The organism is Bacillus pumilus (assembly GCF_003431975.1).
GTDB classification, from domain to species: domain Bacteria; phylum Bacillota; class Bacilli; order Bacillales; family Bacillaceae; genus Bacillus; species Bacillus pumilus_N.
On record NZ_CP027116.1, the window covers coordinates 2,037,075 to 2,050,162 of the forward strand.

The 13,088-nt window shown below is 33.9% G+C and carries 22 protein-coding genes and 1 pseudogene; 1 reads left to right on the forward strand and 22 read right to left on the reverse strand.

Annotation, left to right across the window (positions count from 1 at the left end):
- Positions 1-26 precede the first annotated feature (26 nt).
- Complete coding sequence (locus C5695_RS10355) at positions 27-338, reverse strand: hypothetical protein (RefSeq protein ID WP_233230717.1); 312 nt, start codon at positions 336-338, stop codon at positions 27-29.
- Between the two features lie 121 nt (positions 339-459).
- On the opposite strand from C5695_RS10355, the gene C5695_RS20495 reads away from it, so the two are divergent.
- Positions 460-603: a hypothetical protein gene (locus tag C5695_RS20495; RefSeq protein ID WP_187441835.1), complete on the forward strand. Its 144-nt coding sequence runs from the start codon at positions 460-462 to the stop codon at positions 601-603.
- A 50-nt stretch (positions 604-653) separates the two neighbouring features.
- On the opposite strand, the gene C5695_RS10360 is transcribed toward C5695_RS20495, so the two are convergent.
- The 21 genes and pseudogenes from C5695_RS10360 to dnaE form a co-directional block, all read right to left on the reverse strand.
- Positions 654-857, reverse strand: a complete 204-nt coding sequence (locus C5695_RS10360) for a DUF1653 domain-containing protein (RefSeq protein ID WP_233230718.1) — start codon at positions 855-857, stop codon at positions 654-656.
- A 191-nt stretch (positions 858-1,048) separates the two neighbouring features.
- On the reverse strand, positions 1,049-1,255 hold the full coding sequence (locus C5695_RS20500) for a hypothetical protein (RefSeq protein WP_233230719.1): 207 nt from the start codon (positions 1,253-1,255) through the stop codon (positions 1,049-1,051).
- Positions 1,256-1,266: 11 nt separating this feature from the next.
- Positions 1,267-1,458 (reverse strand): hypothetical protein, encoded by a 192-nt coding sequence (locus C5695_RS10370; protein ID WP_024428277.1) that lies wholly within the window; start codon positions 1,456-1,458, stop codon positions 1,267-1,269.
- A 21-nt stretch (positions 1,459-1,479) separates the two neighbouring features.
- On the reverse strand, positions 1,480-1,842 hold the full coding sequence (locus tag C5695_RS10375; RefSeq protein ID WP_117730660.1) for a hypothetical protein: 363 nt from the start codon (positions 1,840-1,842) through the stop codon (positions 1,480-1,482).
- 43 nt (positions 1,843-1,885) lie between these two features.
- Positions 1,886-2,176, reverse strand: coding sequence for a hypothetical protein (locus C5695_RS10380; protein WP_117730661.1), 291 nt, complete (start codon positions 2,174-2,176; stop codon positions 1,886-1,888).
- 32 nt (positions 2,177-2,208) lie between these two features.
- Complete coding sequence (locus tag C5695_RS10385) at positions 2,209-2,574, reverse strand: hypothetical protein (protein WP_117730662.1); 366 nt, start codon at positions 2,572-2,574, stop codon at positions 2,209-2,211.
- 146 nt (positions 2,575-2,720) lie between these two features.
- Positions 2,721-3,017, reverse strand: a complete 297-nt coding sequence (locus C5695_RS10390) for a hypothetical protein (RefSeq protein WP_117730663.1) — start codon at positions 3,015-3,017, stop codon at positions 2,721-2,723.
- A complete protein-coding gene (locus C5695_RS10395) occupies positions 3,010-3,288 on the reverse strand; it encodes a hypothetical protein (RefSeq protein WP_117730664.1) in 279 nt (92 codons plus the stop codon). The genes C5695_RS10390 and C5695_RS10395 overlap by 8 nt, the downstream gene beginning before the upstream one ends.
- 80 nt (positions 3,289-3,368) lie before the next feature.
- A complete protein-coding gene (locus C5695_RS20815) occupies positions 3,369-3,491 on the reverse strand; it encodes a hypothetical protein (protein WP_262379024.1) in 123 nt (40 codons plus the stop codon).
- Positions 3,492-3,634: 143 nt separating this feature from the next.
- Positions 3,635-3,817 (reverse strand): hypothetical protein, encoded by a 183-nt coding sequence (locus C5695_RS10400; protein ID WP_117730665.1) that lies wholly within the window; start codon positions 3,815-3,817, stop codon positions 3,635-3,637.
- Between the two features lie 17 nt (positions 3,818-3,834).
- Positions 3,835-4,062, reverse strand: coding sequence for a hypothetical protein (locus C5695_RS10405; protein WP_117730666.1), 228 nt, complete (start codon positions 4,060-4,062; stop codon positions 3,835-3,837).
- Positions 4,063-4,520: 458 nt separating this feature from the next.
- Positions 4,521-4,838 carry an IDEAL domain-containing protein gene (locus tag C5695_RS10410; protein ID WP_117730667.1) on the reverse strand — a complete coding sequence of 106 codons (318 nt, stop codon included), beginning with the start codon at positions 4,836-4,838 and terminating at the stop codon, positions 4,521-4,523.
- A gap of 14 nt (positions 4,839-4,852) precedes the next feature.
- Positions 4,853-5,224 carry a hypothetical protein gene (locus C5695_RS10415; RefSeq protein ID WP_117730668.1) on the reverse strand — a complete coding sequence of 124 codons (372 nt, stop codon included), beginning with the start codon at positions 5,222-5,224 and terminating at the stop codon, positions 4,853-4,855.
- Positions 5,221-5,430 carry a hypothetical protein gene (locus C5695_RS10420; RefSeq protein WP_117730669.1) on the reverse strand — a complete coding sequence of 70 codons (210 nt, stop codon included), beginning with the start codon at positions 5,428-5,430 and terminating at the stop codon, positions 5,221-5,223. The genes C5695_RS10415 and C5695_RS10420 overlap by 4 nt, the downstream gene beginning before the upstream one ends.
- A gap of 37 nt (positions 5,431-5,467) precedes the next feature.
- The gene (locus C5695_RS10425) at positions 5,468-6,256 is read right to left on the reverse strand and encodes a DNA-methyltransferase (RefSeq protein ID WP_233230720.1); all 789 of its coding nucleotides are present in this window, start codon (positions 6,254-6,256) and stop codon (positions 5,468-5,470) included.
- Between the two features lie 31 nt (positions 6,257-6,287).
- Positions 6,288-7,085, reverse strand: a complete 798-nt coding sequence (locus C5695_RS10430) for a DNA-methyltransferase (protein WP_316246677.1) — start codon at positions 7,083-7,085, stop codon at positions 6,288-6,290.
- A 42-nt stretch (positions 7,086-7,127) separates the two neighbouring features.
- Positions 7,128-7,649 carry a 5' nucleotidase, NT5C type gene (locus C5695_RS10435; protein WP_117730670.1) on the reverse strand — a complete coding sequence of 174 codons (522 nt, stop codon included), beginning with the start codon at positions 7,647-7,649 and terminating at the stop codon, positions 7,128-7,130.
- Positions 7,646-8,152: a P-loop NTPase family protein gene (locus tag C5695_RS10440; protein WP_117730671.1), complete on the reverse strand. Its 507-nt coding sequence runs from the start codon at positions 8,150-8,152 to the stop codon at positions 7,646-7,648. The genes C5695_RS10435 and C5695_RS10440 overlap by 4 nt, the downstream gene beginning before the upstream one ends.
- A complete protein-coding gene (locus C5695_RS20505) occupies positions 8,149-8,307 on the reverse strand; it encodes a hypothetical protein (RefSeq protein WP_187441834.1) in 159 nt (52 codons plus the stop codon). The genes C5695_RS10440 and C5695_RS20505 overlap by 4 nt, the downstream gene beginning before the upstream one ends.
- A 177-nt stretch (positions 8,308-8,484) precedes the next feature.
- Positions 8,485-9,165, reverse strand: a complete 681-nt coding sequence (locus C5695_RS10445; RefSeq protein WP_117730672.1) for a 3D domain-containing protein — start codon at positions 9,163-9,165, stop codon at positions 8,485-8,487.
- Between the two features lie 687 nt (positions 9,166-9,852).
- Positions 9,853-13,078, reverse strand: a pseudogene (gene dnaE, locus C5695_RS10450) (DNA polymerase III subunit alpha); the annotation flags it as partial.
- Positions 13,079-13,088: the final 10 nt, after the last annotated feature.

Here is a 13,088-nt window from a genome sequence, read left to right on the forward strand (position 1 = left end):
ATTTTTATTTATATGAAACTGTGATTTTATAGTAAATCTCCATCAGTAAGCAATACCATTTCTTCATCGCTTGTGATATCTTTTAATACCTCTTTAAGTGGAACTAAATTTCTGTCTTCTCCAGGTGCTCTTCCATACCTCATAGCAGCGTAAATCTCTCCAACTTCAATCAGTTCTTTAGATAAATCTCCTTCATCATCTGCAGTATCCTTTTTATAAAGTTCCATAGCCTTTCCCTTTGTATTTGCTTTAATTAACGAATAATAAGGATCATGTACCTCATAAAACTTCATTTTGCGTTTGAAAATTCGCTTAAAAAAGCTCAGTAATAATTTCATCATATATCCTCCATTTTCTAATTTATATAAAATCAAATCAATATCTTGTATTCTCTCAATAAATCCGTATACTATATTTAGTTATACAGAACACATTTTCCCTCGATAGGTGGTGATTCCCTTGGCAAAGTCTAGCAGCAGAAGAGTTTCATCTTCAAAACTTGCAACTAAAGCTTCTAAAGTACTTAATTCTAAATCTTCAAGTAAGACAGCTAAGAGTTTAACTGGATCAGTTCTTTCTCAAGCAAAGGCTAAAAGAAAGTAACTGTATTGAGGTATGTTGGTTAGGAGATGGCTTAAGTCATCTTCAATCCTTCATATCTTCTTATTGATTTTTGTGAACCTGTCGATCTCTTTCCCATCAACAACAACTTTTCCAAAGAACCTCTCTTTAGGTCTTGCCCATAATACAGTGCCGTCCATATCATGGTAAACAACAAGCTCTTCTTCTGTTTCTGTATGAATGACTTCTCCAACGAGTTTATAGGTTCCGCCCTTATAATGTTTGAAGTCACACATGATATGCTCAAATATGTCTATTTAATTCTCCCCCTCAAACTTCAATTTCAATCGTTCATAGTCAAGTCTTTCTCGCTCTTCTTTTTCCTTCCGGAACTCAATCCTACGAGCTTCTTCTGCTTCCTTAAGTTGCAGCTCATATTCAGCCCAGTCATTCTCAGTAATTATTCCCAACTTATCAAGCTCATTCTTTACATAGCTGTCCTCATAAATCTTTTTTTGGCTTGGTGCTCGTTATAAACAATAGTGCTTGGCTCTTCTTCAAAATCAAAAACTTGTTTAACAATTAATATGCCACCATCTTTAGTCACGATTGTAGTTGCATCGTAAAATTGATTAGCATGAATGAACCCAACCTCTTTGTCAATTAAATCAGTTGGTTCTGTTATAAAGTACATGAGATACCTCCTTAATTTTCCTCTAAATTCAACACAAGAACATTTTTATATGGATCTAGTTGAATTTCATCGCTTGTCTCTTCTCCATCAATTCTGAAACTAACTCTTGTGTCTCCGTTAAAATCAAGTTGATCTTGTAATGCTTTGATTACATCACTTACTTTGGGCTTACTTAGCTTTCCTTTAAACTCATCATATGCCATTTAGAATTTCCTCCTTTTGTTTTACATCTTCTTATCTAGAATATCTTTAATACTTTTTAAAGTTTCTTTATACTCACTATCTAATCCACTTACATCAAGATTTGTTGAGATTCGATAACTTCCTGAGTTGTCATACATTATGATGAAAGCCTCCGTGTCGTCATCTTTAGCACTGAAAGTGATATCGTGAAGTTCAACCTGCTCTGCATCATTTTCTTGTTTTAGTTGCTCAATATAATCAGGCTGCATCATGTTGAATAGCTCGTTAACTGTGGTGAATCTTACTTGTTCCAATATGCTATCCTCTTTATAATCAAATGAATGAAAATAAAGATTAAATGTTATGTAACCTTCTACTGAATTTCCATGCTTGGTGTATTGCATCCTATCCTCCTCATCTGATTTCTCTTTGAAATCATCCTTTTATTTAAAAATTAACAACCCCATCCCACTCTTCTAATTCTTCAATTTCTTTATCAATTTCTCTATTACTCAATAAATGATCCTTAACTGTAATAGCAATTTTCTTAAAAACACCCTTAAGCGATAATTGGGTAGTTCCATTAAATGGGTTAACGCTTCGATAAACAATTTTGTTTGTTTGATTGTTTTTTACACTAACTTGAGTTATTGACCAGCCTAAACTACTTTTTTTAGCAAAAAAAGTGATTACTAGAGTGTAATCATCAATTACAACTAGCTTTTTAAAATTCTCCATCATTTAACACTCCTTACTTTAAAATAAAACTTTTATTTATCTATCTTGCTAAATAATTCAATTTGGGTTGGTGAACATTTGGCTAAAGTAAGAGTAAATTCAAATTTTTTATCAATCAAACTTTTGGAAATTTCAATTGTTTTCGTTTTTAATATCTTGTAATGCTTTGTTTGTCCTTCAGTTTCAATGTGAACAAAACATTCTTTAGGATGTTCATTTTTAAACATCAGTAATAATCGATCTTCTGGTTTTAGTGTGTAAGTATTATCACTACGAAATTTCAACCCTTCTTCTACCTCTTCAACATCAATCTTATTACCCACAAGAATATCTTCAATCTTATTAGGCAACCATCTGTTACCATCAATAGACGTGATTCTAAGTTCGTTGATAATCATCCTTTATCTCCACCTTTAAATATATGTAATTTGTATTTTATTTTGATAGAATTGTAGTAGGTAGCAGAAAGCCACCCAAGTATCCTGCTAAGAATGCAACTAATGCCCATTTAATTAATGTTAGCCAGAATTTCTTATCAAGTTGTTTACTCTTTTTCAATTTTTTCAATGATGTACACCTTACCTTCTTCTATGGCAATATTCACAAGAATTTGAGTCCCGTTATACTCGAAAAGATATTCATTTGATCCAGCAAGTGCTGCAATTTCTTCTTTTAATTCTTCACCAACAACCTCTAATTTTCTTGGAAATCGTGGAATTTTTCCAACACCTTTGGATAGGTTAATAGGAGCTGTCGATAATCGTTGTTCTCCATAAAACTTACCGTCTTTCCCTCTAAATGTAACTGTAACGAAATCTTCTTTAACATTAGCTTTACTCAACTATTACACCTTCCTTTTTAAGCTTATCAATTATTTCTTCAACACCCTCTTTAACAATAGAAGACGCTTCATTTTGCATAGTCTCGTATGGGTAAGGTTGGAGACAAAGTTCGTCTAAAACATCAATTTTTCCCTTTAAAGACTTCTTTGAGATTGTAAGATTGAAAGTGATTTTATCCCTTAGCCGTTTACATAGATACCAACGTGTCTTTGCATGATCAGTAAATCCAAGCTCTCTCATCTTCTCTTCTTCTAAAATATTAAACTTCATTCATCATGCTCCATTCCATTTTAGGCTTATGCTGCGTGACTAAAACCATATAATTTAACAGGCATGTTTTTCACCCTCTTCTATTTACTATCTTTATTTAGTCTATCTAATGCCTTTAAAAGCATATTAAGTGATTCCTTGTCGCCCATTTCATTTCGATTTGCCTCAATAAAGCCTACGGCTGTAATTAATTTTTCTTTCATTTCATATCCTCCATTCTCTATAAAACTTGAATTTTATTTCAAAATTTCGCCCAAGATAGCAAGCAAAAACATTCCAGCGCTGCCAACTGCACCAAACCACTTTGAAGCATCTAATGACTTTATGAATATGATATTTTTACTTATCATAGATCAATTAAATGCAGGCCATCCATTCCATAGACCTTTCCACTTTCGGTTATTTTGCCATTGTTCTTCATTACCCTCAATGCGTTTTCAGCTTGTTTTTGATTAGAGTAAATTTTGGGATGATAGTAATTTAGGTAATTGCCAACACCACTCTTAGAAGCGATAACGAACATATTCATTTTTGCTCTCTCCATTCTCATTTTTTATAGGGCTTAATATGTTCAATCCCAAGTACTTTCAGCGTCTTCTTTATATTCATCCCCTCACATTTTTCTCGAATTTTCTCGCTCAATTCTTCAGCGCATTTACCGCAGCAATTAAACTCAATTCTGTCTTCCGAGCTTTTTGCATTTTCTTCTGTTAATCTTAAACATAAGGGGTATTTCTCAACCCCTTCGCTACAAATTTCGCATATGTAGTTCATTGATTCTCCTTAGCTGTTACATCGATTATATATGTAATTTGTATTTTAATCAATACTTTTTATATGTTATTTTTAATTTATTATGATCATATGTTCTTTTTTATTTCCTCTAACAAAACCCATGACTTAACAATCTTAGGTTCTATCAATTTCCACATTTCATCGTCAATTGAAGCTGCTTCTTCAAGAGTCGTATGTATATAATTCAGATTGCTATGTACAGTCTCCAGATCATCTTCCATCCTAGCTTTTTCCCGTTCGCTCAGAATTGTTTCACCGCCTTAATGCAAGGGAATGTGGTACGTCCAGCTATCTACAAATTTGTTATCATATGTACGTTCTTGAATCTCACAGGTGAATCCTTTCCTACGTCTAACAAACACTTCTGCTTTTACTTTGGTATCAAACTTCTTTGGAACTCTTGTTCCGTTCCATAATACTCTAAAATAATTCTCTATCTACTCCACTAACCCTTCTTCTAAAGTTTTTCTTTGTTGAATTAAATCATCAAACCAATCCTTATCTCTTGTGTCCAATGCTTGATCAATTAGTGAATTTACTTCAGCTATTTGAATCTTCTTAGACTCTTTATCTTCATATGTAAGTAATGTTTCATCAAATTCCTGGGCGTACAAAAGCCCATCCACTTCAACTTTATATTTAATAACACTCAGTTCTTTTCCTTTTTCAATTGACACATAGTGTGTTGCTTTAATAACTTTACCAACAACACCCCTAGATGAAATCAGAACACTCTGACCAATTTTAAATTTCATTCCTTTCTTCCTCTCTAATGGATTAGGTTGTTTTCGTTTACTATTTGCATGTTAGGATGGCCGCCAAGTGAAACCACCAACTTCTCAAGATATTCAATCCTGCTATCCAGTTCATAGCACTGCTTCATGTAGAATCGCTTTGTTTCGGATACAAAGCCTTCTCCTTGTTTATATCCATCAGCTAATCCTGTTCCTATTACAGCTGGTATCAGATCGATTAAATCATCTTTCATAAAGCTTTTTATGTATTCTTCAACAGTCATGTCCTTAACCAATGTATGAAGCAGTTGAATCACTTGCTCATTTCGTTTAACGTAAATTGCGTAGTTGTCTAAATCAATATGTACGACTTTCAATGAGTTGATTTGCTCTAAGATACTTTTCATCTCCCTGTGCCAAGTTTTTTCAAGTCAGCGTTAATAATATTCATGCCTTCTTGGTAAGCTTCCTTCAAATTGTTTAAAGCCTGAATTTCAGTTGCTAAATACTTAATAAATTTTTCTGGATGCGCCTCTCTTCCAGAAGCCAGTTTAATTCGAAATTCTTCAACACTCTTTTTAAAATTTGCAATAATAATTTCGCTTTCAGACATACTTCTCCCGCCTTTCTATGTATGTAATATATGTAATTTATGTTATTGTATTACGATTCAGTTCGATGTGGTTCTTGATCCACTGTACTGAGGGGTTGTAATATTGCTGTGGGCATTCTTCATTCCACTCAAAACCTATGTAATTTCTACCTGTATTAATACAAGCAATAGCAACAGTACCCGCACCACTGCAATTGTCTAATACTACTTGATTTTGGTTTGAAAATGTTTTGATAATTCTTTCATATAACTCAATCGGTTTTTGTGTTGGGTGGAATTTTCTTGGATCATCATTATTCATTACAGGAATCTTCCAAACACTGGTTGGGTATCTATCAGTTTGTCCACCCCCTGCAATTCCTTGCTTAGTTTTACCGTAATTTGTTCCATCGCTTGTGTGTTTTGTATATGTATTAGCTGGTTTATGCCCAGTTGTTTTCTGGGGATTATATGTAGGCAATTTTTTATAGAATACTAGAATTTCTTCATGGGATCTCAATGGCATCTTTTTAGCATTCAGAAAACCAGTGCTCTTATTTTTCTCCCAAATAATATCGTATCTATACATTTTAGGGTTACTCGTAATCAACATTGATGAAAATGGCTTAACTGCCGTTAAAACAATTGCTCCGTTGTCTTTTATTACTCTGTTATATTGTTCCCACAATTCATTTAAGGGGAGTATTTGATCCCATTTGTTTTGATTGGTTACTCCGTAGGGAAGATCGCATAATATAAGATCAACAGATTTATCAGGAATTCGATTCATTCCTTTGTTTTTTTCTTTGCTTAAACAGTTTTCATTGTAAACCCTATTTAACTCCAATTAACCTCCTCCTTCTCAATAAAATTGATCTTTATTTGAAACTGTCTACACTTCGCAATTCTTTCAGCCTATTATTCACAACTTCTATGTATTTACTTTCAATTTCAAAGCCAATCCATTGTCGATTTAAGTTCTCACAAGCTACTGCAGTTGTTCCAGATCCCATACAATTATCTAGTACAACATCCCTTTCGTTTGAGTAAGTTTTAATTAGATACTCAAATAATCCGACTGGTTTTTGAGTTGGGTGTGGTGGGTTATGAACCGAATTAAACTTCAAGACAGATGATGGATACCCCTCTTGTTTTATATTTCGAACGCTTTTATGGGAAGGCCTCTTAAACTGATGTTCCGACTCGTACACACGGGGTCTAATCCATTTTTTATCGACTTCTTTTACCCCTTGGGGATTATAATTCATTCTTCGGTCAGATTGACCCTTATGAATCACTACTCCCTTTGAAAAAACACAAATATCTTCGTGTAATTTTAGGGGCATGTTTTTTGCTTGAATAAAGTTTCCAGCCTTAGTTTTCTCCCAAACCCAACAATACTTAAACCATTCTAAGTTGCTATTTACTAATGTTGTCGTAAAAGGTTGACTTGCAGTTAAAACAATTGCGCCATTATCTTTTATAATTCTTTTATATTGCTCCCAAAGTGCTTCTAACGGAATAATCGTATCCCATTTGCATTTTGTTGTTCCATAAGGTAAATCACATAAAATCATATCAATTGATTTATTTGGAATAAGCTTCATACCTTCTAAGCAATCCATTTGATAAACTTTGTTTTTCTCAAGCGTAGTTTTTTGCTCAATAATTTTCACTCAATCTCTCCTTTTTATATTATTCTCTTTAAAAGAGATATTTTAAAGCAATTTAAATCCAATTTCTGACCAATTCTTTACACGGACAAATCTGTTATCATTTTCATTATGTGGAGCATCAAATACCATGCCTACACCTTCAAATGTCTCCAAGTTATGTATTCCATCATCAATCATGTAATCAGCTTTAATGATCTTTTTATTTCCACATAGAACAACATGGTCATACGAGATAAATGGAAAGTGTTCCTTGAGCCATTCTAATTTAGCTTTTAATGATTCTGGATGTGCTGTTGCAGTAGTAACAACATACACTTCGTAGAAATCAAATAGATTCTTAACAACTTTTTGACTATCTTTCTTAACTGATAAACCTTTAAAAAAGTCATACGTTAAATGCCTGAAAACATCATTTTTTGTATTCACATAATTTAAGATGTTCCAAGATTTTATGTTTTCACATTTTAAAGTTGGGTCATCATGTTGATTGATTGCTTTTACCCAAGCTGGTAAGAAATCAGCCAATACATCATCCATATCAATTGCAATTACTTTTCTTTTCATGAACCTTCCTCACTGACCAAGTAGATAATGTCATCAACAATTTCATCGCTGTTGTACTTCACTGTGTCAAATGAGTATGTATGTAATTTTGATTTTGGTATCACATCATTGTATAGTTTTACAATTGGTTCAACGTCTTTCGTGTTAACCTGATCATCTCCTCTACTAAGAATCCTTTCTTTAATTGCTTCAGGTCTTGCATACAGATAGATTAACTTGGCCTTGCCCAGCAATTTGTTCTCAATAATGCTTACTTGCTCTTCTGAAAGCTTTGCATGGCCAGGAAACGTCGTTGCATAAACAAGGTTGGAATATATGTATCTATCGATAATTATTTTTTCATGTTTTGTAAGTTCAAAACAATAATCATATAGGCTGCCCTGGCTTCCTTTAGCTAATTCAAACGATGAACCTCGTAGTATCTTGTAATCTAGCTTTTTTGACAGCTGCTTTGCTACTGTAGATTTATAGCAGCAGTCACATCCCTCTAAAATAATGATCATTTATCATCCTCCTTTGTAACTTTGTGAAAACCCATTACTTCATAAGAACCATCGATATACTGAACTTCAAGTTGTGAATATCTAGCGTCCACTGTAGTCACTATTGCCCTCTCTTTGTTGTGGTTGACTATTACTGAATCGTTTACCTTAAACATGACCTCACCCCCTTAATTGAGCTAATTCATCTCTATCGTAAATCTCCACCAAGTTATATTGATCATCCGCAACTCCATATTGATTGTTCTTATGTACTTCCACTACTGTTCCTACTCCGTATAAAGTAAGAACTCTTTGTCCTAAAGTAAGCTTGTTCAATCAATTCACTCTCTTCTTTATGTGTTATTTTTAACTTCTTGGACTGTTAATGTTTTTCGTCCAAACTCCCTAGCCTTTTTTAAGTTATCAATGAAGACATCTAATCTGTTTCCTTTTATATCTCCACCTCTATCCTGACATACTCTTAGTCCGACATCTTCTATGTATAATTTTGTTCCGAATTTCATATAGGGTGGACAAGCAATTGTAATGCCCTGCCTTGTAGTCACACCGCTCGCTGTTGTTCCATATTCAGAGTCTCCTGGATGCTTACCTGTGCTTTCAAAACCGTTTGTGTAAGCTGTAACAACCATTTTGCGTGTTTGACTCTTTTGTTCCACAGTTTTCTTTGTTTGTTTGACATTTTTATCTCCTTTCTTTATTTTTACCTTTTTAACTTTCTCTCGAACTGGTTCAACTTTGATTTTCAGGTATTTCTTTTGTAATTCCTCAGTTATTTCTTTTTTGCTATCTTGTTTTGGCAATGGTGTATGTAGCTGGATATGTTTCATTGGAAAATCTTCAGCTAACTTTGTCTTATTTACCTTTTCAGTCGGCTTGTCCTTGATTAAACTCGTTTCCATCTTAATAAACGAGAATGTTAGCAGCCATCCTGTTAAAACTATTAAGACCTTCGAGTTAACTTTATAATATATGTTATTTGTATTTTTGTCTACAAATTTTTTGATAATTCTCATCACTCCTCAGTATTTTTTCTTTGGGTTGTAAGGATAAGAGAACCGTCCTCATTGATTTGATCGATTTTTGAAATTGTATGGTTGTACACACTGTTTTTATATACTTTTGGAATGAAGTTATTCCCTCTTCTAAACCCAGTAACCATTAAAAGCGTACCTCTGGTATACCAAGATTTTTCTACAATCTCTTTTTTCCATTCCCTATAGGTTTCGATATTTGTTTATTATAGTGGCCGAATGAACCGCTCCATTGCTTAACATTTACCACTCCATCCTTAGTGAGTAGTGTAATGGTGTGCTTATTCTTATCTCTATCTAATACAGTTCCAGCAATTCTACATAACTCATGCTCATATAATGTTTTGCCTTTCCACTGATATGGTCTTCCCTTGACAGGCTCTTCTGGAAGATCAAAGAAATTTTTGATGCCGTACTTTATCTCGTCTGCATGTTTCAATTCATGATCACCGTAATAGAAGCTTAGCGACTCCATTTCCCATTTGCTATACGAGCCGTCAGCATACTTAATCCATTCAAACTCAAGCAGAGCATTATTTAATCGCAATAGTGCCTCTTCTGATGTTATCCAATCTTTTAAGGGTTGTATCTTTTTTTCTTGCTGCTTATCAAACTTTTGCAAAGATACTATTGGCAGACCGTTATCAAAATCAACTATGCATGATTCATCGTAATGATTGTTTAGAAATTCCGCTGCCACGTCATCTAAAAGAAGTAATTTGTCCTTAGGCTTATTAATTGTCTTATAAACGCTCTTCATTATGTAATCTCTGAATTTGAAGAAGCGTGCCTCTGTGTAATACTCTTTTGGGATAAGATTATGATTTAGAAGCATTTTTGTGTTTGCCATCGTTAGCTTTGTCTTAGGTTCTGATATTAGCGTAATAAATTCCTTCATCAGTTGTTTTCTTTTACCAAAAGAATCAAATGCGCCACCTTTAATAAGTTGTATAATCTGTCCTTTTTTTAGTTCTCCTTCAATGAACATTCTCTTTACAAAGTCATCAAAGCTTTTGTATGGTCTAGCTGCAACAATTTTATGAACAACATCATCTCCAATGCCATTCATACCTTTCAAGCCGAAAAGGATGCTTCCTGAGTCTCTGTCCGCTTTAAAACTAAACTTAGCTTTATTAATATCAGGCAGATCAACTTTAACTCCTCTTTGCCTCATATTGCCGATAGCGCTTGCTATCTTCCCATAATTAGTTGAAGCTTTTTTGTCATCTTCCTCGGAATCAATGCCACCACTGTTTACTGTGAGACAAGCAGTGTTCCAATATAATGGATCATATTTGTAATTTAAATTTTGTTCTTGTAGAGCAATCACTGAATATGCCAAAGTGTGAAGCAGTGAGAAAGAATATCCAAATTGTCTCTTAAATTGAACATTCCAGACATAATCAAGCATGACTCTTCTAGTGCCTAGTTTTTCGCCTTTTTCAAAAAATAAAGATTGAACTTTCTTTAAAACATCGTCTTTCTTTTTTGCAATTGCTTTTCGCAGATAGTTACTTTCTTCAATTGAAAATCCTGATATTTCTTGATCCATTGACATTTGCATAACTACTTCTTGGGTATCAGCAACTCCATATATGCTTTTGAGATGCCTTGAGAGAACCTGGATTTCATTTTCATGTAGACCATATTTTTTCATTTCACTTATCCAAATCTCAATGTTTAACTTATGTTTTGTATAAACATCTACAGGTTGTTCTTCACCATCTGACATTAGTCTCATTAGAGAGTTAGTGACTGAAGCCTCCAGTAAATTCTTTGGAGCAACCTTGATTGCAGCTTGTTGACCCACTTCTGTAGAAAACTGAAACAAATCAATAATTTCACCTCTGCCCACCATTTCCCATAGTTTTGGATCTTCATACTCGATCACATCAGGATGAAGATAATTATTATATGTTTTTTTCAAATTTTCCAGGGCTTTAATTTCCCCACTTTCAATCAAGTGATCTAAAGTAACCCTCATTTTATCTAAAGCTTCAATGGTTAATAAATCAAACTTTGTTGATCCCATTGATTCGCTGTCGCCCATATCAAATTGAGTGATATAAACACCTTTAGGAGTTCTCATCATAGCATTGGATTTAGTATAGTCTTCATTAAAGATAAGTACTCCTGCAGCATGTGAAGAACGCTTATTTGTAAGACCTTCAATTTTAAGACAAGTCTCTTTTAAATTAGGGTACGACTCAACCTCTCTTATAAATTCTTTAATTGGCTTTCTATCTAATTCCTCATTTCCAAAGAAACAATCATTAAGTGTCCAATTTGCTCCTCTCTCAAATGGTATCATTCCACTTAGATATTGTGAGATGTCATTATCAATTCCCAACCCACGGCATGCTGTTTGTAAAGCAGATTTAGATTTTTCTGTTCCAAAGGTACAAATCTGAAGCACTCTCTTTTCACCAAACTTAGCACGTAGAGCTTTCAAAATTTTAGGACGTTTTGAACCCTCAGTATCTATATCAATATCAGGTAAATCTGGTCTTGATTTATGTATATGTCTCCAATGTGGCAAGTTGTATTGCATTGGGTTAATTTGAGTGATATCAAGTAGATAGTTAACTAAAAATCCTGCTGCTGATCCCCTTGCAACACCAACCAGACTATCTCCACCACATTCATCATCCCAAATGGTGTTAATAATTTCTCTGACAGTTACATAGTAAGATGACATTGCTTGATTAAGCTTTTGACTGATTTCCCACAGTTCTCCTAATTCAACATCAATTCTTTTAAGAATTTCATGAAACTGTTCTCTAGTTAAATCTGGTCTTTTTAACTTTTCTGTAAACCCATCTTCAATTAGCTTTATTAGATACCTATCTTGCTCATTGTTGGAATTAGCCATTTTACCAATGTATTCATACTTTTCATAACCTGGTTTAAATATGTGTGACAGCTCAAAATCAGGTAGTTCAATTTTTGGAATATATGGCTCATGCTCAATTGTGTATTCATCAACCATATTTCCAATAATCATTGTGTTCTCGATTGCTTCACTCACAATGTTTTTATCTAAATAGCTCATCCTTTCATATATTTCACTAATGTTTTGAACAAAACATGCTTCATAAAATGAATCGATTTCTCTTTCACCGTCTTTTGCGTTGAGAAAAGCTTGATGTATTGCTCTATCTTCTGGTCTAAGATAATGAGCATCGGTTGTGACAATCATTTTTAATTTATATCCGTTAGCTATATCAATCAATTTCTTATTGCAGTAAACCTGCTCATCGGAATAAGCTGGCTGCAGTTCCACAAAGAAATTCTCATCTCCAAAAACTTCTATACACCATGACATAAAATCGTGAATCTTTAGTTTCAATCGCTTAATCTCTTCTATGTCATTGTTAACTTCAGCTTCCCTAATTTTTAGCAATAGAATATTAACTTCAGAACCCAAGCAAGCTGTGGTAGCTAACAGATTACCTGGATTCTGCTTAACAATTTTCTCAACATCTTTTTTTAACGTTGGCACCCTTTCCATTGTTCCAGTATAAAAAGAGTTCTCCCAAGCCATCGAGGATAAAATTCTTAGTTGCTCATGACCAAATTGGTTTTTGGCCAACATTAAAAAGTGAGGGAATTTAGTGAATCCAGACTTATAGTTATCTCTAACTTCTTCCAGTGAATCCACCAGATATGCTTCATTCCCCAGAATTAACTTGAAATCTTCTGGCATTTCACCAGAATTCTTCATTTTTTTCACAGTTTGTATTGCTTCTAAGTGTGCTGACAGCACTTCATGATCTGTAATTGCTAAACCTTTGTAACCCTGATCTAAAGCTGTTTTTAACAACTGTTTAACCTGGTTTGTAGAGTCTAACAATCTAATATTGCTTTTGTCAGTATGACAATGACAGCCAATCATTTAACCCCTC